Genomic DNA, 20,935 nt, shown 5'->3' with positions numbered 1-20,935 from the left:
GACGCAGGAGTCCTGCCGTATCATTTGCTTGCTCTTGACACCCTGCATTCAGCGGAGTTCGCATGCCACAACCACTCGGAGACCAGTTCAGCGTGCGCCGAAGAGTGGCGACCATCGTCACGCTCGGCCTGCTGACCGGTCTTGGCCCCTTCACCATAGACCTGTACCTGCCCACCTTCCCGGCCCTCAAATCCGACCTGGGAATCACCGACTCCCAGGTGCAGGTGACCCTGTCCGCCACCACCATCGGTTTTGCCCTGGGACAGCTTGTCGTCGGCCCCTTGAGTGATCGCGTGGGACGTCGGATCCCGCTGGTCGTGGCTGCCACCCTGCACGTGGTCTCTTCGGTACTCGTGGCGGTCGCACCCGACGTCACCTTCCTCACCGTGATGCGCGCGCTACAGGGCATCGGGGCCGCTGGCGGCGCCGTGGTATCGATGGCCATGGCCCGGGACCTCTTCTCAGGGCGACGACTGGTCGTGATGCTCTCCCGGCTGGCACTCATCAACGGCCTGGCGCCCATCATCGCCCCGCTGGTCGGCTCCTGGATGGTGACGGTCATGAACTGGCGCGGGGTCTTCTGGGCGCTCGCCTCATACGGGACGGTCCTACTGTTGCTGATTTGGCTGCTGATCATCGAGACCCGCCCACTCAGCGAGCGCACCGCAGGTGGTCTCGCCCCGCTGCTGGCCGCCTACCGCCGTGTGCTGGGTGACCGGATGTTCGTCGGTGTCTGGCTCACCTCCTCCTTTGCCTTCGCCGGCCTGTTCTCCTACATCTCCACCTCGTCGCTGCTCCTGCAGGAGACCTTCGGACTGCGCGAAACCGAGTTCGGCCTGGTGTTCGCCATCTGCTCCGTGGGGGTCTTCGCAGGGGTCCAGTCCGGAAGCCGCCTGGCCACCCGCTTCGGGCCGCAATGGGTCCTTGTAGCAGGTACCGCGGGAATGATCGCCGCATCCCTGGCCCTGCTGGGACTCGACGCCTTGCGAGTTGGTCATATCCCCCTCATCCCAGCCATGTTCGCCTACACCCTCACCTTCGGATCGTGCATGCCGGCAGGCCAGGTGCTGGCGTTGCAAAACCACCGCACCGACTCCGGTGTCGCCGCCTCCCTGATGGGCGCCCTGAACATGACCCTGGCGGCCGTGGTTGGCCCTGTCATCGGCCAGTTCGAGCTGGCCTCCGCTGCGCCCATGGCGATCTCGATGCTGGCCTGTGCCACAGCTTCGACGCTCTGCCTGTGGCTAATCGCACGTCCGAAGCACATAGAGTTCGCGCTATGAAACGGGCTCTCTCCCCTGTCCTGCTAGTGCTGACTGCCAGCACATCAGTACAGATCGGTTCATCTCTGGCCAAGGGGCTGTTCATCGCAACGCCGCCCCACGTGGCCGCCTGGCTGCGTATCCTGTCCGCGGCGATCCTGCTGAGCATCGTCTTCCGTCCCCGCCTGCGTGGCCGCAGCCGCGGGCATTGGCTCTCAGCCTTGGGCTATGGGCTGTCGCTCACAGGCATGAGCGCGATCTTCTACCTGGCGATCCAGCGCATCCCCGTGGGCATGGCGGTGACATTCGAGTTCCTGGGACCGTTGGCGGTGGCAACAATCACTTCCAAGAACAGGCGCGACCTGCTCTGGGTGGTACTGGCCGGCGTGGGCGTGGCCCTCCTGGGTTTCAGCCCCGCCCCGCTGGACCCGGTCGGTGTGCTGCTGGCGCTCCTGGCCGGCACCTGCTGGGGTGTCTATATTCTGCTCACACCCATGCTCGGTGCACGCTGGGAGGGTTTCTCCGGCTTGACGGTCGGATTCTGGATAGCCGCCCTCCTCCTGCTGCTGCCCATGGCCTTTACGACGATAGTTTTCGGTGAGTACTCCTGGGCTCTGGACCCCGGCATCTGGGGCATGGGGCTGGTGCTCGGACTGCTGAGCTCTGCCATCCCATTCACCTTGGAGATGCGGGCCCTGCAACGAATGTCGCAGGCTACCTTCGGGATCCTGATGAGCCTTGAGCCGGCGGCGGCGGCACTCGTCGCCTTCCTGCTGCTGGGCGAACAGCTGGGTGTCCTGGAGCTACTCGCCATGGCATTGGTCATCCTGGCCAGCGCCGGGTCCATCCTCAGCTCAGCGCGGCAGGAAGCAGCAGGCAAGGCCTGACAGTAGAGAGGCCCCTGGGAAGCCTCCTCTACTGCCGTTTCTGGGTGCTGCCCAGCCCCAGGATTCACGCCTGGAGCTTGTCCTTCGGGACCGAGTCCACTCCCGCCTCCTTGCGCTGCTGAGCAGTGATCGGTGCCGGCGCGGCAGTTAAGGGGTCATAGCCACCTCCCGACTTCGGGAAGGCGATGACCTCACGAATCGACTCGGAGCCGCTGAGCAGGGTAACGACCCGATCCCAGCCGAACGCTATACCGCCGTGCGGCGGTGCACCGAAGGCAAAGGCCTCCAACAGGAATCCGAACTTCTCCTGCGCCTGTTCCTGCGTGATCCCCATCACCTTGAACACCCGCTCCTGCACGTCACGGCGATGGATACGGATGGACCCACCACCCAGCTCGTTGCCGTTGCAGACCATGTCGTAGGCATAGGCCGTCGCCTGCCCCGGATGCTCATCGAAAGTAGCAAGCCACTCTGGCTTGGGTGATGTGAAGGCATGGTGAACGGCGGTCCAGGCACCCTCACCGACAGCGACATCGCCCTCGGCCTTGGCCTCTGAGGCCGGTTTGAACAGGGGCGCGTCAACCACCCACAGGAAGCTCCACTCATTCTCGTCAATCAGGCCGCAGCGGCGGGCGATCTCCGCGCGTGCAGCGCCCAGCAGGTTCTGAGAGGCGGTGCGCTCCCCGGCTGCGAAGAAGATACAGTCCCCCGGCTTCGCACCGGTGCGCTCGGACAGGGCGGCCAGCTCCATCGCGGAGAGGTTCTTGGCGACGGGCCCACCCAGCTCCCCGGAGTCTGAGACTGTGACATACGCCAGGCCCCTGGCACCACGCTGCTTCGCCCACTCCTGCCAGGCATCGAACTGACGGCGCGGCTGCGAGGCGCCGCCCGGCATGACCACAGCACCGACATAGGGGGCTTTGAACACCCGGAACTGGGTAGCGGCGAACACCTCGGTCAGCTCGGTCAGCTCCACGTCGAAACGCAGGTCCGGTTTATCGGAACCGTAGCGGTTCATCGCCTCGGCGAAGGTCAGCCGGGGGAAGGGCGTGTGAAGTTCGATCCCTTTGAGCGCCCACACCTCCTTGATGATGGCCTCCCCAAGTTCGATCACGTCCTCCTGATCGACGAAGCTCATCTCGATGTCGAGCTGGGTGAACTCCGGCTGCCGGTCCGCGCGGAAGTCCTCGTCGCGGTAGCAGCGGGCGATCTGGTAGTAGCGTTCCATGCCCGCCGCCATGAGGAGCTGCTTGAACAGTTGTGGACTCTGCGGAAGCGCGTACCAGGAGCCAGGACTGAGCCGGGCAGGTACCAGGAAGTCACGGGCCCCCTCCGGGGTGGAACGAGTCAGGGTCGGGGTCTCGATCTCGACGAAATCGCGCTCCCCGAGCACCTTCCGGGCAGCCTGGTTCACCTTGGAACGCAGGCGGAGAGCAGCTGCCGGCGCAGGTCGCCGCAGGTCAAGATAACGGTACTTCAGGCGTGCCTCCTCGCCGACGCTGACGCGTTCGTCGACCTGGAAGGGCAGCGCAGCGGAGGGGTTGAGCACCTCCAGTTCAGAGATCGCCACCTCGATCTCGCCTGTAGGCAAGTCAGGGTTGGCGTTTCCCTCAGGCCGGAGCTCGACTACACCAGCCACCTTGATGCAGAACTCATTGCGCAGATCGTGCGCGCCAGAGGAAGCCAGCACCTCATCACGGACCACGACCTGGGCGATGCCGGAGGCGTCCCTCAGATCGATGAAGGCCACACCGCCATGGTCCCGGCGCTTCGCCACCCAGCCGGTGAGCACCACCTCTTCCCCCACGTCTGCGGCTCTCAGCTCACCCGCATGGTGTGTGCGCAACATGTGAAGTTTCCTCTCCGTTCTGGCTGCATAGACGGTGCAGCTCACCAGCGATGAATCTTACTGGGCGAACAGCCTCTGCCCGATGTACTCGCCCTCGCTGATCCCGGGAGGCACCAGATAGACCCCGCTCGAGTGGGTTTTCAGATATTCGACGAACATGTCGTCGCGCGACATGTTCCGGTGGATTTTCGCGAACCGGGCCGGGGCCTTCACGAACGCCAGGAAGAACAACCCGGCCGCAAGCCGCCCCTGCTGGTCATTGCCGTCCACGAAGTTGTAGGCGCGCCTCAGGATGTGGATCCCGCCATTGTTGTCCGGGTGGGTGCGCGCCACATGCGAGCGGGTGTCAATCAGCGGCTTCCCATCGTCGCCCAGCTTCTTGAAGTCCGGGGTGGTGAACTCATCGCCTCCCGAGAGCGGAGCCCCCGACCCCTTGGCACGTCCGAGCACGCGGTCCTGCTCCTCCAGGCGCACCCCATCCCAGACCTCGATGGTCATCATGATCTTGCGCGCTATCAGGTAGGAGCCACCGTGCGCCCACTCGGGACCCTCAGAGATCCAGACATGTTCCGCGAGTTTCTCGGGCTCCTCGGCCTTCAGGTTGTTGGTGCCATCCTTCTGGCCGAACAGATTCCGCGGGGTCTGCTGCTCCTTCGAGGTCGACGACGCCCGGCCGAATCCCAGCTGCGACCACCGCAGCGACGCCCGGCCGAAAGCCAGCCGGGTGAGGTTGCGGATGGCATGCACGGCTACCTGGGGATCATTCGCGCACGCTTGGACGCACAGGTCGCCCTCGGAGATGGCGGGCTGGATGAAGTCGTTGACCATCTTCGGCAGCTTGGTGAACTCCTTGGGCATTCTGTCGGCGATGCCGAACCGGTCCCTGCCCTCGGAGTCGACGAACAGCGACCGGCCGAAACCGAACGTGATCGTCAGCCCACAGGGCCCGAAGTCGGCTGCCTCCCCCGTGTCGTCTGGCGGGGCCAGCGGGTTTCCCTCGAAGGCCCCGCCCGCACTGACAGACAGTCCTTGAACGAGCCGGGAGGCGGCATAGGTCCAGTCTCTGAGCAACTCGATCAGGTCCTCCCGGGACTGGTCGGACCCCACGTCGAAGGCGGCGAAGTGAAGCTGCTCCTGGGCAGGGGTGATGATTCCCGCCTGGTGCTCACCGTAGAACGGATATTCCAGGCCTTCGCCTGCCCCGTCAGAGGACCTTTCCTTACGGGGACCGACGGCGCGGGAGGCGAAGAATCCTCCCGCGCCTAGGCCGGCGAGGCTGGTCGCGGTGCCCGCCCAGGCGAGCATGCCCCGTCTCGACAGCCCCCTGACCGGTCGCTCAACCCCCGGCTCGTCTGACATCACTGAATCCCGAGGACCGTGGCAGTCAGCTTCGACAGGGGTTCACGCGTGGCGTTGATCTGGTCGCTGAGCTCCTTCTGCTGATCAGAGGTGACCTTGTCGTAGAGGACGTATCCCGCGTCGAGGGAGCCGTACTGGTCCAGAAGCGACTGGAGCTTACCGAACTCGGTGTTGATCTGGGCCACCAGCGCCTTGCCCTCCTCACCCTTGCGCTCGGCGATGGGAGCGACCAGGTCGAAGGCGATCTTGGCGCCCTGCAGGTTGGCCTGGAAATCCCACAGGTCGTAGTGGCTCCACCAGTTCTCCTCACCGGTGACCTTGTTGGTGGAGATCTCCTCAAGCAACCCGGATGCACCATTGGAGACCGTGGAGATCGACACTCCCTGATCCTTGATGAAGTTGGGGTCGCTGACCGTCTCCTGCAGTTTGTTGACGTCGGCGATCAGGGCCTCACCGATCCTCTTGCGGTCCTCAGGGGTTGAGGGGCTCCAGCCCTCCATGGCGGATGTGCCGTCAGGCTGCACGGCATCGGCCGCGGGCGCCCACAGGTCTTTCTCAATGCGGTGGAATCCCAGCCATTCGGTGAAGGTCGGGTCGTCCTCCTTGAACTGGTCGGCTTCGGCGAGATAGTTGATCTCGCGGTAGTCGATCCGCGGGTCGAGCACCCCGAGCGCCTCGGCGATGGGCTCGATCCGTTCGTAGTGCACCCGGGTGGAGGCGAACATCTGCTTGGCCTTCTCGTCATCTCCGGCCATGTAGGCCTTCGCGAACTCGTCGGTCTTCGGCACCAGTGCGGAGACCTCGTTCTTCACGAAATCCACATAGTCCTGGACCGCCTTGTCAAACAGAGCCTGGTCGTCACCGGAGAGTTCGACGGGGTCGCCCGTCACCTTGAAGGCCGTCTTGCCCACGTTGGTGCCACGCATGCCCGGTTTGCAGGCAGTGAAGTAGTCACCCGGTTGCAGGCTGACCGTCAGGTCCGCCGTGGCACCGGGCGCAATGTTCTCACGCTCTGAGACGATACGGAGCCCGTCGGAGGCCAGGAGGTAGAATTCGGTGATCTTGGCACCATCATTCTTGATGGTGAATGTGACGTTGCCGGAGGATGCGGAGGCCGCGGACACCTGGCAGTCGTCGTTGGTCGATGTGACGTTCAGGGCGTTGCTGGCCCCACTGGCTCCGCTCGAGGCAGCACCTTCCTGTGCAGGTTTGTTCTCGGTGCAGCCTGCCAGGAGCAGAGCTCCTGCCGCCAGAGCGGCAAGGCTACGCAGATGCAGAGACTTCATTATCTTTCCCGGTTTCCTTTCGTGGAAGAGCCCGACGGATGAACATCGGGAGGACGATCGCCAGGTAGATGGCCCAGGCGACGATTTCAAGCCAGCTCATCAGGGGGGTGAATCCCACCGTTCCCTTCAGGAGGGCCCCCAGGGTGCTGGCGGGGTCGATGACCTTCTGCAGGTCGAATGCCCAGCCGAACGGGAACGGCGCACCCCAGTAGGGCCGTTCTGTGAAGAATCCGACCAGCACATCTCCCGTGCGGAAGTCCGTCGGTGTGATGGGCGCCCCGGAGAACGGCCCGGGCAGGATTCTGGCCTCCTGGAGGTCATGGATGCCGTAGGCGAGGATGCCGGCGGTCATGATAACCAGGAACAGGCCGGTCCAGGCGAAGAAGGTGGAGAATTTGATCCGTACCATTCCCCGGTAGACGAGGTAGCCCAGGACGCAGGACGCAAGGATCCCGACAATGGCGGCCACCAGCGATAGCGGATTGGTCAGTGAGCTCCACAGCATCAGGGTGGTCTCGATGCCCTCCCGTCCCACGGAGATGAGAGCCAGCCAGAACATGCCCCACCCGGCGCCGAGAGCAGCGGCGGCACTCGACTCAAGCTCGGCTTTCATGGTGCGCCCCGCTTTGAGCATCCAGAAGACCATCCAGGTGACCATCACGACCGCGAGCAGTGACATGAAGCCGCCGATCATCTCCTGGCCCTCGAAGGTCAGGCCATAGCGTCCGAAGGTGAAGAGCGCTCCGAGACCGGCGGCGATGATCACGGCGAGGATGACCCCCAGCCAGATCTTTCCCACCACCTCGTCGCGTTGCTGCTTGCGGACATAGGCGATCAGTATGCCGATGATCAGCGAAGCCTCAAGGCCTTCCCTGAGGCCGATGAGGAAAGAGGCCAGAAACATCCGATTCCTTGCATTAGGCGCTGCGCTTCAAACGGAAGGCGAGCCTAACCTTTGCCTCGGAGCAGAAGCAACCCCTGTCCAGAAGTTTTCAACCACCTTGGATCACACGCGGAACGGCGTCCTGCGCGGCAGGCCGCCAACTGCCCGGATCCGCAGGCAGCTGTTCCCCTGACCGGATGTCCTTCACCGAGTCGTCAACCCCCGCGCCGAACCAGACGAAGGGAATCCCTCGCCGCTCGGCAAACCGGATCTGGCGGCCGAACCTGTCGGCCTTGGGTGCCACCTCGCAGGCGATGCCGCGCTCGCGCAGCCGCCGTGCCACGGATATCGCCCGGTGGCGGGTCTCCTCCGAGTCCACGGCCACCAGGACCGCTGAGGGGACGCTGCGGGTCGCGGTCAGCGCTCCCCTCCCGATGAGGGGGGCGAGTATCCGGGTCACGCCGAAGGAGTAGCCGACGCCGGGGAAAGTCGCCTTTCCGTCGCTGGCCAGCGAATCGTACCTGCCGCCCGAGGCCACTGATCCGAGCTTCTCTGATCCCAGCAGCAGAGTCTCGTACACGGTGCCTGTGTAGTAGTCGAGGCCGCGGGCGATCTTCAGGTCCGCGACCACGCGGCCCGGCTCGGCCTCGCGCGCGATGCGGATGAGCGCCGCGAGGTCGGCCAGCCCCTCATCGAGCAGTTCATGGGTGACGCCGAGGGAGCGCACCTGGTCGGCGAAGGACTCATCGTCGGCGCTGATCCCGGCCAGTGCGACGCAGGAGCGGGCCTGGGCGGTGCTCAACCCCACCTGTTCGGTCAGCAGCTCGGCGACCACGTCAGGACCGACCTTGTCGTATTTGTCGACGCGCTGCAGCACCGCCGCCGTGTCATCGATCCCCAGTCCCCGGTAGAAACCCTCTGAGAGCTTCCGGTTGTTGACCCGGATGCTCACCGGGGGCAGGCCCAGATCGCGGTGCAGCCTGCCGAAGACGTCGAGAGCCACCAGGGGGATCTCAGCGTCGTGGTGATCTGCCAGCCTATCCTGGCCGACGATATCGATGTCGGCCTGGGTGAACTCGCGGTAGCGGCCCTCCTGCGGGCGTTCACCTCGCCAGACCTTCTGCACCTGGTAGCGGCGGAACGGAAAGTTGAGGTGTCCGGAGTTCTCCAGCACGTAACGGGCGAAAGGCACCGTCAGATCGAAGTGAAGGCCAAGCTCGTCGGCCTCCCCGGCTTGAGCATGCAGGCGCCTGACGACGTATATCTCCTTGTCGATCTCTCCTTTGCGGGCCAGCTGCCCGAGAGGCTCAACTGCCCTGGTCTCGATGGGGGCGAAGCCATGAAGCTCGAAGGTGGAAGTGATGGCACCGAGTACCTGGTTCTCGACCAGGCGCCCGGCGGGCAGGAACTCGGGGAAACCAGAGATTGGTTTGGGGCGTGCCATGGCTCAGTCCTTCAGGAAATCGGATTGCAGGTAGGGGTTGGTGAGTTTCTCAGCCCCGATGGTGGTGGGTTCCCCGTGCCCGGGCAAGAGCACAGTGTTGTCCGGGAAGATCTCGATGATCCGGCGCAGGGTGGAGCGCATCTGTCGCAGGTCGCCGCCCGGCAGATCGGTCCGTCCGATGGTTCCCTGGAATAGGACGTCCCCGGTCAGGAGCACGCTGTCGGATCCATCGCCCACGCCGAGGAGCGTGGAACCAGGGGTGTGCCCAGGAGCGGCGTGGGGCTCCACCCTGAGCCCGCACGGGATCTGGAAAGGCCCGTGGTCGCGCAGATCCCCCGGTACGCTCAGGCGGTCCTCGCCGATGAGCTGCCTGATGAGCGGCACCAGGCGCGTCCCCAGCCCCGCAGAGGGCTTGGAGAGCATTTCCTGGTCAGCGGCCGCGCAGTAGACCGGGGTTCCCCACACCGCAGCCAGGGTCGCTGCGTCCCCGGAATGGTCGAGATGGCCATGGGTGCACGCGATGGCCTCCGGGATCCAGCCAAGCCGGTCCAGGGCGGCAGAGACCACTTCAGATCCCTTGACGCCAGGGTCAACGACAAGGCAGCCCGTGCCCTGATCGGCTGCCATCAGATAGCAGTTGGCGGTCCAGGGGGAGACGGGGATGGTTTCAATGCGCACTCGCCTACCTTAGAGGTTCGAGGCGGCGTGCTGGCATGGGTGGCCGGTGGGTGTGCCGAGAACGAGATCCCGCAGGCCAGGTCATGCAGAGAACGCGGAATCCCAGAGGATGGCCGTGTCATTGCGGAACCCGGTTGTGACGCCGGGACAGGCGATGATTCACACCCGTCTGTCCCCTGACGGGTTTGACCGCTAGATTGTGTGCATGAGCGAACAGCAAGCGCCCGCGGAGTTTGGTCGCGTCGATCCCGACGGCACCGTCTACGTCCGCATCGGTGACACAGAGAGAAGTGTTGGGCAGGTCCCCGATTCGACCCCCGAAGAGGCCCTGGCGTTCTACACGCGGCGCTACGAGAACCTGGCTGCCGAGGTGACGTTGCTCGTCTCGCGTGTCGAGACCCAGGCGATGTCCCCCGAAGAGGCCCGGAAGGCCATCGCCACAGCGCGCACCAACGTCTCCGAGGCGAATGCCGTGGGCGATCTTGCAGCTCTGACGGCGCGGCTGGACACCCTGGAGGAACTGCTCCCTGCCCAGATCGAGGCCCGCAAAGCCGCTCGCGCTGAGCAGAACGCCAACACCATCGCCGCGAAACAAACCATGGTGGATGAGGCAGAGACACTGGCCGCTGGCAACGACTGGCGGCATGGAGTTGACCGGTTCCGGGAGCTCTTGGAAGAGTGGAAGACGCTCCCCCGCATCGACCGCACCACTGACAACGAGCTCTGGCACCGTTTCAGCTCCGCCCGGACGCAGTACACGCGTCGGCGCAAGGCACATTTCGCTGAGCTGAACGCCCGCCGTGACGAGGCGAAACGTGTCAAGGAGCAGATCATCGCGGAAGCCATTCCGCTGGCTGAATCCACCGACTGGGGACCCACCGCCGGCGCGTTCCGCGAGCTGATGACCCGCTGGAAAGCAGCCGGTTCCGCCCGGCGCGCTGATGACGAGGCCCTGTGGTCGCAGTTCCATGCGCTGCAGGACCAGTTCTTCAATGCCCGTTCCGCCGCGCAGCATGCCCTGGATGGGGAGCAGGCTGAGAACCTGAACAAGAAGGTAGCGCTCCTGGGGCAGGCAGAACGCGATCTCGACGGGGTCACGGATGTGGAGCTCGCTAAAACCACCCTGCGCGAGTTCCTCGCCAAGTTCTCCGAGATCGGCCACGTGCCGCGGGGAGCCATGCGAGATCTCGACTCCCGGGTCAGGAAACTCTCCGACCATGTCGGTGAGCTGGAGGCTGAACGCTGGCGCCGCACCGATCCGGAGGCACGCAGACGCGCTGAGGACACCGTCGCGCTGTTCCAGTCTCAGGTGGATAAACTCACCCGGGACCTCCAGGACGCTGAGGCTAAGGGCGATGCCCGGAAGGCCAAGGACGCCAGGAAATCCCTGGAGACCTACACATCCTGGCTGAACCAGGCGCAGGAGACCCTCCAGGAGTTCCGGGACGCCTGAGGACAGGCACCGGGCTGGCCCCTCACCATTCGATGGCGAGGGGCCAGCCTCGTCTGGTGGCCAGGGTGTTATCCCTCCTTTTCCACCCGCTCGGTGCCGAGCCGGGAGACGAACTCGGCCGGCAGCTGGTCGACATACTCCCGGACCTGAACCTGGCTGGCATAGTTCTTGGGGTCGGGGAATTCCGGGTCGCTGCCGTCGTAGGTACTGCTGGTCTCCAGGAGCTGGCCTGTCGCGTCGAGGACGAGAGACTGGGTGACGCCGGGACGGCTCCCCTGGTCCGTGAACATCACCCGGTACCCGGGGCTGCCATCCGGCAGGGCCAGCTCGGCCACCTCGAGTTTCGGTGTGGCGAGGACGCCTTCTTTGTCGGGGGCTGGTTTCTGCGGGTTCTCTGCGATCTTCTGCAGCACCTTGATGGCCGCGGCCCTCAGCTCCGGCGAGGCCAGGCCCGAGTGGAGGGCCTCATCGATTCCCTTGAAAACCCGCTCGTCCGTCGAGTTGCTACCGCCCCTTGCCCGCAGCGCGGCATCGAGGGCATCGGGGTCGGCTGGCAAGGAGCTGACATCGTCCTTTGTGAAGTCGCCGCCGAAGATTTTCCAGCTCTCCATCACGTTGCCGGAGCCATTCTCAGCGGTCATGGTGTCATGGCGCCATTGCCAGCCGTCCGCATCGGTGTAGCCGTCAAGGACTCTGGTGCCTTCCTTGGTCTGCTGGCTGACGATCACGGTGTGCAGATACTTCCCCTTGGCCGTCGTGCCATCCCCAGTGACCGTGGAGATCTTCTCCAAGACCTTGGGTGAGGTCACCGTTCCGAGGTCGTATTTCACCAGGGACTTGGGAGGCTGCGGGGTCGGGGATGCGGCGGACTGTTCCGCCGCCGGGGAGCTGGCGGACGGTGCAGGCTCGGAGTCCGCCAGGGAGCCAGCGGGCGGGACAGGATCGGCTATGGGGGCACTGGTACCGCGCACCATCGGTGAAACCACGAGGACCGCTGTGATGGTCACGGCTGCCGCCACGCCTGCGGCCGCCAGCCACCATCCGCGGTGGGAAACCGGTGCCATCTCTGAGGCCAGGACCTGGTGCAAGACAGCGGCACGGCGGGGCGGCGTGAACTCGGCATCAACATCGGCGGGTGTCGGACGGATGGATCGCAGGTCTTTCATGACAATTCCTTGGAGACGATGGGACGGCGGCTGATCTCGTCCCTGGGATCTAGGGACTCCTCGAAGCGTTGCCAGGCACGGGACAGGCGTTTCGTGAAGGCATGGCTGGAACAGCCCAGGACCCTGGCAGCTGAGCTGTGACTCAATCCATCCCAGCCGACCAGCAGCAGGGCCTCGCGGTCTTCCTCACTGAGCCGGGTGAGTGCGGTTAGCATCGCCTGCCGTTCAAGCACCGTGGTCTCAGGCCCCGCCTGGCTGCGACCGCGGGTCACGGTGAAGAAGTCATCGGTGAGGCGGCTGCGCCGGGCGCGGGAGCGGTAGTGGTCCAGCAGGGTCGTGCGTGCCACTGCAAGCAGCCAGCCGATGGGGTCGGCATCAAGCTCGTCGAAGTGCCGCCATGCCTTCAGATACACCTCGCTCGTGACCGTCTCAGCCAGGTCCTGGTCGCAGTGCCGTCGCAGATAGGCGTAGACGTTACGAGATGTGCTCTCGTACAAGGCCTGGAACCGGGCCTTCGGGTCTGCTCTCATATCTCGTATACGTTCCACCGCAGCGGATGTGACACCCCAATGGTCAGGCGTTGGTCCGGAAGGCATCGTAGATACCGGGAACCCGGCGTACCTGTTTCAAGACGTGGCTCAGGTGCCTGGGGTCTGGCGACTCGAAGGTCAGCTTCCCCGAGAACTTCTTGTTGCGGCCTGACGTCAGCGCAGCCTCCAGGATGTCCACGTGCAGATCCGAGATGACCCGGCTGACGTCCGCGAGCAGTCCAGCTCTGTCGATTCCCTCGACCTGGATCGTGACAGGGAACTGGCCGCCTCCCGCGGTGTCCCAGGCCACATCGACGAGACGCTCCGGGGTTTCCTGCAGGGCTGGCAGGTTCGTGCAGTCGCTCCTGTGCACCGAGACCCCGTCGGTCCTAGTGACGAAACCCACGATGTCATCTCCGGGGATCGGGTGGCAGCACCGGGCAAGTTTGACGGCCATAGATGGGTCCCCGTCCACCAGCACACGGGGTTCAGCCGTTGTCCGGGGGCGCTGCCGCTCATTCCGGACCACCTCATCCTCGGTGATGGCGTCGACGGCCTCGTCTTCACCGCCGACGAGTTCGATCAGGTGGGTGACCACAGACTGAGGCCCGACGTGCCCTTCCCCGATTGCCATGTAGAGGCTGGAGACATCCGGGTGGCGCAACTCGTTGGCCACGGCGGTGAGGTTCTCGAGGGTGAGAAGCCGTTGCATCGGGAAACCGGTCCGCCGGAGCTGCCGGGCCAGCATCTCCTTCCCATCCTCTATGGCCTCATCACGCCGTTCCCGCGAGAAGTACTGCTTGATCTTCTGCCGGGCCCGGCTAGTGGCGACGAACCCCAGCCAGTCGCGACTCGGCCCGGCGTTCGGTGACTTGGAAGTGAGTACCTCCACCTTGTCGCCCTGCACGAGTTTCGTCGACAACGCCACGAGACGGCCATTGACCCGGGCCCCGATACACCGGTACCCGACCTCGGTGTGCACGGAGAAGGCGAAATCTACGGGGGTCGCGCCAGTCGGAAGGGCGATCACCTCTCCCTTGGGGGTGAAGACGTAGATCTCATCGGAATTGATCTCGAACAGCACGGAATCCAGGAACTCCGTGGGATCCTCGGTCTCCTTGCTCATCACCCCAAGCTGGTGCATGGCACGCAGCCCTGCCTCCTCCGGGGTCACACCGTTGCGCAGGCTCTCCTTGTATTTCCAGTGAGCAGCGACACCGTATTCGGCGCGCCGGTGCATCTCGTGGGTGCGGATCTGCAGCTCGACGGGCTCCCCCCGGTCGCCAAGCACCGTGGTGTGAAGCGACTGGTACATGTTGAACTTGGGGTTGGCTATGTAGTCCTTGAAACGACCCGGGATCGGCTTCCATTTGGAGTGCGCCACCCCCAGCGCGCCGTAGCAGTCACGCACATCGTCTACCAGCACCCGCAACCCGATGAGGTCATAGATGTCGGCGAAATCACGGCCGCGGACCATCATCTTCTGATAGATCGAATAGAAGTGCTTGGGACGGCCGTAGATGGTGGCCTTAATCCTGTTGTCCGCCATCAGTTGCCGGATCTGCGCGATCAGATCCCGCAGATAACGCTCCCTGCCTGGGGCCTGCTGCGCCACCAAGTCCGCGATCTCCGAGTACACCTTGGGTTCGATGGCCTGGAAAGACAGATCCTCCAGCTCCCATTTGACCGTGTTCATTCCCAGCCGGTGAGCCAGCGGGGCGAAGATGTTCAAGGTCTCGGTCGCGATCCGGACCTGCTTGTCTGGCCTGAGAAACCCGATGGTGCGCATGTTGTGGAGGCGGTCGGCGAGCTTGATCACCAGGACCCGCACCTCCTCCGAGGTGGCCATGATCATCTTCCGGATGGTCTCAGCCTTCGCGGTCTCCCCGTAGGTCACTTTGTCGAGTTTCGTGACCCCGTCGACCATCCGGGCCACCTCGTCGGTGAACTCGTCCCTCAACTGGTCGAGGGTGTAATCGGTGTCCTCGACGGTGTCGTGCAACAGCGCCGCCACCAGTACCGGCTCAGTCATGCCCAGCTCAGCGAGAATGGTCGCGACTGCCAGCGGATGGGTAATGTAGGGATCCCCGGATTTACGTTTCTGGCCTCGGTGAAGCTTCTCAGCGGTACGGTAGGCATGCTCGATGAGCGCGAGATCGGCCTTGGGATGGCTGGCTCTGACGATCTTGAACAACGGGTCGAGCACGGCAGAGCGGGGCCTGACCGCTCCGAGCCGGGCCAGGCGGTGACGCATCCGCAACCGCGGCTGTTCCGGCCCACTGGTCAGGCGCTGCAACGCCCCCTGTTGCGTAACCTGATCAGCCATGTGGGCAGTGTAATGCGCTCAGGTGAGAGAACCGCAGCTCAGTCATCGGTGTCCTGCGGAACAGGCTGCTCGGCACGGCGAACGACTATCAGCTGATCGCCGGTCTGGATCTTGGAAGCGGTGGAGTCATAGAAACGCCGCAGCGTGCCGTTGCGGATGATGCCGATCACCTGCTCTGACTTGATGTCATGTGGGGACTGTCCAACCTCACTGGGCATGGCCTGCCGCTGTTGCACTTCAAGCCCGGTCCCGGCAGTCAGCAGGTCCTGGATGATGGCTCCGAGCTCCGGTCCGACCGCGGAGAGCCCGAGCAGGCGCCCGACGGTGTCTGAAGAGGTCACCACCGATGTGGCTCCCGATTGCCGTACCAAGGCGACATTGTCCTTCTCACGCACGCTGACGATGATGCTCGCGCCGGGATTCAGCTGCCTTGCGGTCAGTGTCGTCAGGATCGCCGCGTCGTCACGGGACAGGCAGATGATGATCTTGCGGGCCTTGGACACCTCGGCCCGCCGCAGCAGGTCACGGCGCGTCGCATCTCCCAGGAACGCGGCCAGGCCATCCAGGTTCGCCTCGCTGACTGCGACGTCGCTGCTGTCGATGACCACTATCCGGTCATCGGGTTCCCCATGGCGGCGCAACGTGTTGATGGCACTGCGTCCCTTTGTGCCGTAGCCGATGACGACGACATGATTGCGCATTCTCTGCCTCCACTGCAGGTCACGGATGGTGCGGCTGCCCTCGTCTGCCAGCACAGCGATGGTGGTGCCGACCAGAAGGACCAGGAAGCCGACACGCATCGGGGTGATGAGGATGGCGTTCAGGAGCCGGGCGTGCGGGGCGAGCGGGGTGATGTCGCCGTAGCCCGTGGTGGTCATCGTCACCGTCGAGTAGTACAGGGCGTCGATGAAACTGACTCCGTCATGCCGGATGTTGTCCACATACGAGCCACGGTCCAGCCACACGATGAACGTGCTGACCATCAGCAGCAGGAGTGCCAGCAGAGCACGTTTGCCCAGTTCACGTAGTGGCCTCACACGCGGGCGGGGCATGCTCACCATCGAGGTGGCATACCCCAAGGGAATCCGTTTTCTCAGCCTGCCCACAGTCCTAGCTTGTCAGAACCGCCGAACAACTGCTGATTCCCTGGGCAGCCAGGTGTTCCCTGCCCCCGAGAGCGGTGAGCTCCAGTAGCACGCTGACGTGCACCAGTTCCGCGCCGAGCCGGTTCAGCAGTGCCGCCGTGGCCGCGATGGTGCCGCCCGTGGCAAGCACGTCATCCACGACGAGTACGCGCGCCCCTGACACGAGGGCGTCGGCGTGCATCGTCAGCGTCTCCGTGCCGTACTCGAGATCGAAGGACTCGCTCAGCACAGGCCGGGGCAGCTTCCCGGGTTTGCGGACGGGGACGAAACCAGCTCCGAGGGCGAGAGCCACGGGCGCTGCGAAGATGAATCCACGGGCCTCCATCCCGACCACCACATCGATGGCCTCGGGTGCCGAGGTGACGATCGCGTCAACGGCCTGCCGGAACCCCTCTGGAGAGGCCAGCAGCGGAGTGATGTCCTTGAAGATCACACCTGGTTTGGGCCAGTCCGGGACGTCCGCAATCAGGGAGGAGACCAGGCTCATCGCTTCTGAAGCTTCCGTTGCGCACGGGAGAGGTTGCTGCGCTGCCGTCGTTTCTCGGCGGTGGCAGAGGCGGAGACGGCCTCATCGTCCTTTTCAGATGCCATGGAGTCTGTCACCTCGTCCTCTTCTCCGGACGTACGCGAGGCCTTGGCCGCTGCCCGCTCGGCCTTGCGGGCCAGCGAGGCCCGGTGCGCAACCTGGGCTGGTTCCCGTTCCTTCATCTGCACCAGCAGGGGGGTAGCGATGAAGATGGACGAGTAGGCACCGGCGATCATGCCGATGAACAGCGCGAGGCCGAGGTCCTCGAGAGGGCTGTGGGGCAGCATGGAGCCGCCGATTAACAGCGCCGTCACCGGCAGGATGCCGATCAGCGTGGTGTTGAGGGACCGGATCAGGACCTGGTTGATCGCCAGGTTTGCAGCCTCACCGTAGGTCTGCCTACTGTCCTTCAGGTTCTTGGTGTTCTCCGTCACCCGGTCGAAGACCACCACGGTGTCGTACAAGGAATAGCCGAGGATGGTGAGCACAGCGATCACAGTCGCCGGCGTGACCGATAGCCCGGCCAAAGCGTAGATGCCGATGGTGACGACCAGGTCGTGTCCCAGCGCTATGACGGCCGCCAGAGACATCTTCCAGTTCCGGAACCAAAAACCGATCAGCACCATGACCAGCGTGATGAACACAGCGAGGGCTACCAGCGCCTGGCTGAGGATCTGCTCACCCCATGAGGCGCCGATAGCCGTGTACGTGACATCGCCAGGCTGCACATTGGCCAGCTCCGCGATACCGGCGCGCACCGAGATAGTCTCCTCCTCGGTAAGGGGACGGGTCTGGATGCGCACGGCGTTCTCCCCCAGGGAGAAGACCTGGGCTTCCAAGTCCTTGGCCTCAAAGCCAGCAACCTTGGACCTCACGTCGTCGATGGTGCTCTCCGTCACCGGCATCGACACCTGGAAATCGGTCCCGCCCCGGAATTCGGTTCCGAGCGACAGCCCTCTGAGGCCGACGGCTATGCAGCAGATGGCGAGGATGACGGCGGAGAAGGAGTACCAGAACTTCTTGTGACCGACGAAGTCGTAGGAGACCTGGCCCGTGTAGAAACGGTGGGCGAGCCCATGCTTGGCGGACATCAGGCCTCCTTGGCGTGGTGGGTGCGGCGGGTTCGGCGTCCGAGCAGTGAGTCCCGGGTGACGCCCATGTGGCTGGCGTCAAGCCCCGAGAGCTTGTGGCCTTCGCCGAAGAACTTCGTGCGCCCCAGCACCTGCACGAGGGGTTTGGTGAAGAAGAAACACACCGCCAGGTCGATCAGTGTGGTCAGGCCGAGTGCGAAGGCGAAGCCTTTCACAGCACCGACAGCGAGGATGTACAAGACGATAGCGGACAGGATCGAGACCATGTCGGCGACCAGGATCGTGGGCCTGGCTTTGACCCAGCCTGTTGTCAGGGCGGATCTGAGACTTCGCCCGTCGCGTATCTCGTCGCGGATGCGTTCGAAGTAGATGACGAAGGAGTCGGCTGTCACGCCAATCGCGACGATGGCGCCAGCGATCGCCGGTAGGTTGAGGGTGAAGCCCATCGCCTCACCCAGCACCACCATGGAGGAGTAGGTAGCGAGCGCGGCCACACCGAGAGAACCGATCACGACGAGACCAAGGCCTCGGTAGTAGGCGATGCAGTACAGGATCACGAGCCCAAGGCCGATGCCGCCGGCAATCAGGCCGACTCGCAGCTGCTCGCCGCCCAGGGTGGCCGAGACGGTCTCCACCTGGGAGGACGCGAAGGTCAGCGGCAGGGCACCGAATTTCAGGATATTGGCGAGTTCGGCCGCAGACTCATTGGTGAAGTTGCCGGAGATCTGCGCCTGGCCGTTGGTGATCGCTGTCTGGATCCGGGGAGCGGACTGCACCACCCCGTCGAGCACCACGGCGAACTGGTTCGCCGGCTGCTGCTTGGAGACCAGTGCCTGGGTCATCTGGCTGAAGATGCTGGTTCCCGTCTCGTCGAATTCCAAGGTCACGACGGGAGAGACCTGCCCCTGAGGCACCCCGGAGTTCGCCCGGACCACACGCTGACCGATGATCGCCGCCGGCCCGAGCAGATACTTCATCTGCCCTGACGCATCGCAGGCGAAGGTGGCCTTGTCGAGCGGCGCCTCCACCTTGTCCTTGCATTTGAACTCGCTGAAGGCCTGCAGGTCCTGCTGCGAAGCCTGGTAAGCAAGGACATCGGAGACACTCAGGAGACTGCCCGTCTCACCCGGCTCAGGGGTGGGGGTCGGCAGGCCGGGAAGATTCGCGTCCGTGGTCTGCTGCCCGGCCTGCGTGGCCTGCAGTACTGGCCGGAAGGTCAGCTGTGCGGTGCTGCCGATCAGCCTCACCAAGTCATCGCGCTGGACGTTGGGGGCTGACACGACGATGTTCCGGTCACCAGAAGTGGCCACCGAGGCCTCACCGATCCCAAGCCCGTCAACCCGCTTCTGGATGATGCTCTTGGCCAGTTCGAGTGACTTCTTCTCGACCGTCGAGTTCGTCGCTGTCAGGGTCACGGTCGTACCGCCCTGCAGGTCAAGGCCGAGCTTCGGGGACCAGGTTCCGGAAACCGACATGATCCCGAACATCGCTCCAATGGCGAGCAGAAAGATGATCAGTGTCAGCCCAGGACGGGGTTTACGGGATGCCGTTGCCATACGGTCTCGATTCAGTTCTTCTCGGAAACAGAGTTCTCTTCAGTCACGCCGGAGTCCGCGTCTTCAAGGGCCTCATCACCCTCCACGACTTCCTGGACGCCGGCGGGATCCTCCGCCTCACCGGTCTCATCGGTGAACTCGAACTCCTCCTCGTCGGGTTTCGCGAGCCGGATGATGGCCTGCTTGAGAATGGTCACCTCGACTCCCGGGGCAAGTTCCACGATCATCTGGGTCTCAGCGACGTGCGCGATGGTCGCGAACACACCCGAGGTGAGAACAACCCGGGAGCCCGGCTGCAGCGAGTTGAACATCTCTTGCTGCTCCTTGAGACGCTTCTTCTGGGGCCGGATCATAAAAAAGTACCCAAAGGCCCCAACCAGGACGAACATCAAGAGCATCTGTATCTCAGGTGTCATGTTCATTCATTCCTAACGAGGAGATTGGCGGGTTTGCCGTGGGTCAGGATAGCTCACTCGAATAATGCCGGCTCACCAGCGGGCGGCGTCAGCCCAAGATGCCGCCACCCAGCGGAGGTGGCGATCCGTCCGCGTGGCGTGCGCATCATCAGGCCCTCGCGGATCAAGAAGGGCTCGGCGACCTCCGAGACGGTCTCGGTCTCCTCCCCGACGCTGAGTGCCAAGGTAGACAGGCCGACGGGACCGCCAGCGAACAAGGTGCACAGATTGCGAAGCACTCCCCGGTCAAGACGGTCCAGGCCACGCTCGTCGACCTCGTAGAGCTCCAGGGCGGCGCGGGCATGGGGAAGTCTCACTGTGTCATGCCCGCCCACCTGCGCATAGTCCCGCACCCGGCGAAGCAGCCGGTTGGCGATCCGTGGCGTGCCGCGGGAACGCCCGGCGATCTCCCTAGCAGCCGCGTCCTGCAGCTGCACTCCCAGTTTCCGGGCGGAAGCGGCGACGATACCCGCCAGGTCGGCGGCGTCGTAGAAGTCCAGCTGCGCGGTGAAGCCGAAACGGTCCCGGAGCGGCCCCGGCAGCAGTCCCGCACGGGTGGTGGCACCGACCAGGGTGAAGGGCGGCAGATCAATTGGAATCGCGGTAGCACCTGGCCCCTTGCCGACCACGACATCCACCCGGAAGTCCTCCATGGCGAGATACAGCATCTCCTCGGCGGGACGGGCGAGCCGGTGGATCTCGTCCAGGAACAGCACGTCCCCCTCGTCGAGCCCGGACAGGATCGCAGCCAGGTCCCCGGCATGCTGGATCGCCGGGCCGGAGGAGATACGCAGGTTCACGCCCAGCTCTGCCGCGATGATCATCGCCAGGGTGGTCTTCCCCAGCCCGGGAGGACCGGACAACAGCACGTGATCTGGGCTGGCGCCCCGGTGCCTGGCCGCGTTCAGGACCAGCCCAAGCTGGTCACGCACACGCGGCTGGCCCTCGAACTCGGCCAGGCGCTTCGGACGCAGCGCCGCTTCGAAGTCCCTCTCCTCGGAGCGGCTGACGGGATCCACTTCAGAAGACTCCACGATGA

The 20,935-nt window shown here is 64.3% G+C and carries 18 protein-coding genes; 3 read left to right on the top strand and 15 right to left on the bottom strand.

Annotation, left to right across the window (positions count from 1 at the left end; genetic code table 11):
* The first annotated feature begins 62 nt into the window (after positions 1 to 62).
* Positions 63 to 1,283, top strand: a complete 1,221-nt coding sequence (locus SK1NUM_RS07195) for a multidrug effflux MFS transporter (RefSeq protein ID WP_212327207.1) — start codon at positions 63 to 65, stop codon at positions 1,281 to 1,283.
* A complete protein-coding gene (locus tag SK1NUM_RS07190) occupies positions 1,280 to 2,149 on the top strand; it encodes an EamA family transporter (protein ID WP_212327205.1) in 870 nt (289 codons plus the stop codon). The genes SK1NUM_RS07195 and SK1NUM_RS07190 overlap by 4 nt, the downstream gene beginning before the upstream one ends.
* 64 nt (positions 2,150 to 2,213) lie before the next feature.
* Here SK1NUM_RS07190 and aspS read toward each other — a convergent pair whose 3' ends face one another.
* The 6 genes from aspS to SK1NUM_RS07160 all read right to left on the bottom strand — a co-directional run bounded on the left by aspS (position 2,214) and on the right by SK1NUM_RS07160 (position 9,648).
* The gene (gene aspS, locus SK1NUM_RS07185) at positions 2,214 to 3,998 is read right to left on the bottom strand and encodes an aspartate--tRNA ligase (protein ID WP_212327203.1); all 1,785 of its coding nucleotides are present in this window, start codon (positions 3,996 to 3,998) and stop codon (positions 2,214 to 2,216) included.
* 57 nt (positions 3,999 to 4,055) lie between these two features.
* A complete protein-coding gene (gene efeB, locus SK1NUM_RS07180) occupies positions 4,056 to 5,357 on the bottom strand; it encodes an iron uptake transporter deferrochelatase/peroxidase subunit (RefSeq protein WP_212327201.1) in 1,302 nt (433 codons plus the stop codon).
* Positions 5,357 to 6,643 (bottom strand): iron uptake system protein EfeO, encoded by a 1,287-nt coding sequence (gene efeO, locus SK1NUM_RS07175; RefSeq protein WP_212327199.1) that lies wholly within the window; start codon positions 6,641 to 6,643, stop codon positions 5,357 to 5,359. Before efeO ends, efeB begins: the two co-directional genes overlap by 1 nt.
* Positions 6,621 to 7,547, bottom strand: coding sequence for an iron uptake transporter permease EfeU (gene efeU, locus SK1NUM_RS07170; protein WP_212327197.1), 927 nt, complete (start codon positions 7,545 to 7,547; stop codon positions 6,621 to 6,623). The genes efeO and efeU overlap by 23 nt, the downstream gene beginning before the upstream one ends.
* A gap of 88 nt (positions 7,548 to 7,635) precedes the next feature.
* Positions 7,636 to 8,970, bottom strand: coding sequence for a histidine--tRNA ligase (hisS, locus tag SK1NUM_RS07165; protein WP_212327189.1), 1,335 nt, complete (start codon positions 8,968 to 8,970; stop codon positions 7,636 to 7,638).
* Positions 8,971 to 8,973: 3 nt separating this feature from the next.
* Positions 8,974 to 9,648, bottom strand: a complete 675-nt coding sequence (locus SK1NUM_RS07160) for an MBL fold metallo-hydrolase (protein WP_212327187.1) — start codon at positions 9,646 to 9,648, stop codon at positions 8,974 to 8,976.
* A 205-nt stretch (positions 9,649 to 9,853) separates the two neighbouring features.
* Between SK1NUM_RS07160 and SK1NUM_RS07155 the strand changes: the two genes are divergently transcribed.
* Positions 9,854 to 11,101 carry a DUF349 domain-containing protein gene (locus SK1NUM_RS07155; RefSeq protein ID WP_212327179.1) on the top strand — a complete coding sequence of 416 codons (1,248 nt, stop codon included), beginning with the start codon at positions 9,854 to 9,856 and terminating at the stop codon, positions 11,099 to 11,101.
* A gap of 68 nt (positions 11,102 to 11,169) precedes the next feature.
* On the opposite strand, the gene SK1NUM_RS07150 is transcribed toward SK1NUM_RS07155, so the two are convergent.
* The 9 genes from SK1NUM_RS07150 to ruvB all read right to left on the bottom strand — a co-directional run bounded on the left by SK1NUM_RS07150 (position 11,170) and on the right by ruvB (position 20,930).
* Complete coding sequence (locus SK1NUM_RS07150; RefSeq protein ID WP_212327177.1) at positions 11,170 to 12,267, bottom strand: hypothetical protein; 1,098 nt, start codon at positions 12,265 to 12,267, stop codon at positions 11,170 to 11,172.
* Positions 12,264 to 12,797: an RNA polymerase sigma factor gene (locus SK1NUM_RS07145; RefSeq protein WP_212327175.1), complete on the bottom strand. Its 534-nt coding sequence runs from the start codon at positions 12,795 to 12,797 to the stop codon at positions 12,264 to 12,266. The genes SK1NUM_RS07150 and SK1NUM_RS07145 overlap by 4 nt, the downstream gene beginning before the upstream one ends.
* Before the next feature lie 43 nt (positions 12,798 to 12,840).
* On the bottom strand, positions 12,841 to 15,123 hold the full coding sequence (locus SK1NUM_RS07140; RefSeq protein WP_212327174.1) for a RelA/SpoT family protein: 2,283 nt from the start codon (positions 15,121 to 15,123) through the stop codon (positions 12,841 to 12,843).
* Between the two features lie 38 nt (positions 15,124 to 15,161).
* Complete coding sequence (locus SK1NUM_RS07135; protein ID WP_212327172.1) at positions 15,162 to 16,184, bottom strand: potassium channel family protein; 1,023 nt, start codon at positions 16,182 to 16,184, stop codon at positions 15,162 to 15,164.
* A 49-nt stretch (positions 16,185 to 16,233) separates the two neighbouring features.
* On the bottom strand, positions 16,234 to 16,755 hold the full coding sequence (locus SK1NUM_RS07130; protein WP_212327170.1) for an adenine phosphoribosyltransferase: 522 nt from the start codon (positions 16,753 to 16,755) through the stop codon (positions 16,234 to 16,236).
* Complete coding sequence (gene secF, locus SK1NUM_RS07125) at positions 16,752 to 17,885, bottom strand: protein translocase subunit SecF (protein WP_212327168.1); 1,134 nt, start codon at positions 17,883 to 17,885, stop codon at positions 16,752 to 16,754. The genes SK1NUM_RS07130 and secF overlap by 4 nt, the downstream gene beginning before the upstream one ends.
* Complete coding sequence (gene secD / locus SK1NUM_RS07120; RefSeq protein WP_396020931.1) at positions 17,885 to 19,372, bottom strand: protein translocase subunit SecD; 1,488 nt, start codon at positions 19,370 to 19,372, stop codon at positions 17,885 to 17,887. The genes secF and secD overlap by 1 nt, the downstream gene beginning before the upstream one ends.
* An 80-nt stretch (positions 19,373 to 19,452) precedes the next feature.
* Positions 19,453 to 19,857 carry a preprotein translocase subunit YajC gene (gene yajC, locus SK1NUM_RS07115; protein WP_212327166.1) on the bottom strand — a complete coding sequence of 135 codons (405 nt, stop codon included), beginning with the start codon at positions 19,855 to 19,857 and terminating at the stop codon, positions 19,453 to 19,455.
* 53 nt (positions 19,858 to 19,910) lie between these two features.
* A complete protein-coding gene (gene ruvB, locus SK1NUM_RS07110; RefSeq protein WP_396020921.1) occupies positions 19,911 to 20,930 on the bottom strand; it encodes a Holliday junction branch migration DNA helicase RuvB in 1,020 nt (339 codons plus the stop codon).
* Between the last annotated feature and the right edge of the window lie 5 nt (positions 20,931 to 20,935).

The organism is Arachnia rubra, assembly GCF_019973735.1.
GTDB lineage: Bacteria > Actinomycetota > Actinomycetes > Propionibacteriales > Propionibacteriaceae > Arachnia > Arachnia rubra.
The sequence above is the reverse complement of the archived record's forward strand: the minus strand, read 5'-3'. Positions and strand labels throughout refer to the sequence as shown.

Excerpts from the sequence above, each read along its gene's own strand:
- SK1NUM_RS07195 (WP_212327207.1), top strand. The coding sequence starts at position 63 with ATGCCACAACCACTCGGAGACCAGTTCAGCGTGCGCCGAAGAGTGGCG.
- SK1NUM_RS07190 (WP_212327205.1), top strand. The coding sequence starts at position 1,280 with ATGAAACGGGCTCTCTCCCCTGTCCTGCTAGTGCTGACTGCCAGCACA.
- aspS (WP_212327203.1), bottom strand. The coding sequence starts at position 3,998 with ATGTTGCGCACACACCATGCGGGTGAGCTGAGAGCCGCAGACGTGGGG.
- efeB (WP_212327201.1), bottom strand. The coding sequence starts at position 5,357 with ATGTCAGACGAGCCGGGGGTTGAGCGACCGGTCAGGGGGCTGTCGAGA.
- efeO (WP_212327199.1), bottom strand. The coding sequence starts at position 6,643 with ATGAAGTCTCTGCATCTGCGTAGCCTTGCCGCTCTGGCGGCAGGAGCT.
- efeU (WP_212327197.1), bottom strand. The coding sequence starts at position 7,547 with ATGTTTCTGGCCTCTTTCCTCATCGGCCTCAGGGAAGGCCTTGAGGCT.
- hisS (WP_212327189.1), bottom strand. The coding sequence starts at position 8,970 with ATGGCACGCCCCAAACCAATCTCTGGTTTCCCCGAGTTCCTGCCCGCC.
- SK1NUM_RS07155 (WP_212327179.1), top strand. The coding sequence starts at position 9,854 with ATGAGCGAACAGCAAGCGCCCGCGGAGTTTGGTCGCGTCGATCCCGAC.
- SK1NUM_RS07150 (WP_212327177.1), bottom strand. The coding sequence starts at position 12,267 with ATGAAAGACCTGCGATCCATCCGTCCGACACCCGCCGATGTTGATGCC.
- SK1NUM_RS07145 (WP_212327175.1), bottom strand. The coding sequence starts at position 12,797 with ATGAGAGCAGACCCGAAGGCCCGGTTCCAGGCCTTGTACGAGAGCACA.
- SK1NUM_RS07140 (WP_212327174.1), bottom strand. The coding sequence starts at position 15,123 with ATGGCTGATCAGGTTACGCAACAGGGGGCGTTGCAGCGCCTGACCAGT.
- SK1NUM_RS07135 (WP_212327172.1), bottom strand. The coding sequence starts at position 16,184 with ATGGTGAGCATGCCCCGCCCGCGTGTGAGGCCACTACGTGAACTGGGC.
- SK1NUM_RS07130 (WP_212327170.1), bottom strand. The coding sequence starts at position 16,755 with ATGAGCCTGGTCTCCTCCCTGATTGCGGACGTCCCGGACTGGCCCAAA.
- secF (WP_212327168.1), bottom strand. The coding sequence starts at position 17,885 with ATGTCCGCCAAGCATGGGCTCGCCCACCGTTTCTACACGGGCCAGGTC.
- secD (WP_396020931.1), bottom strand. The coding sequence starts at position 19,372 with ATGTTCGGGATCATGTCGGTTTCCGGAACCTGGTCCCCGAAGCTCGGC.
- yajC (WP_212327166.1), bottom strand. The coding sequence starts at position 19,857 with ATGACACCTGAGATACAGATGCTCTTGATGTTCGTCCTGGTTGGGGCC.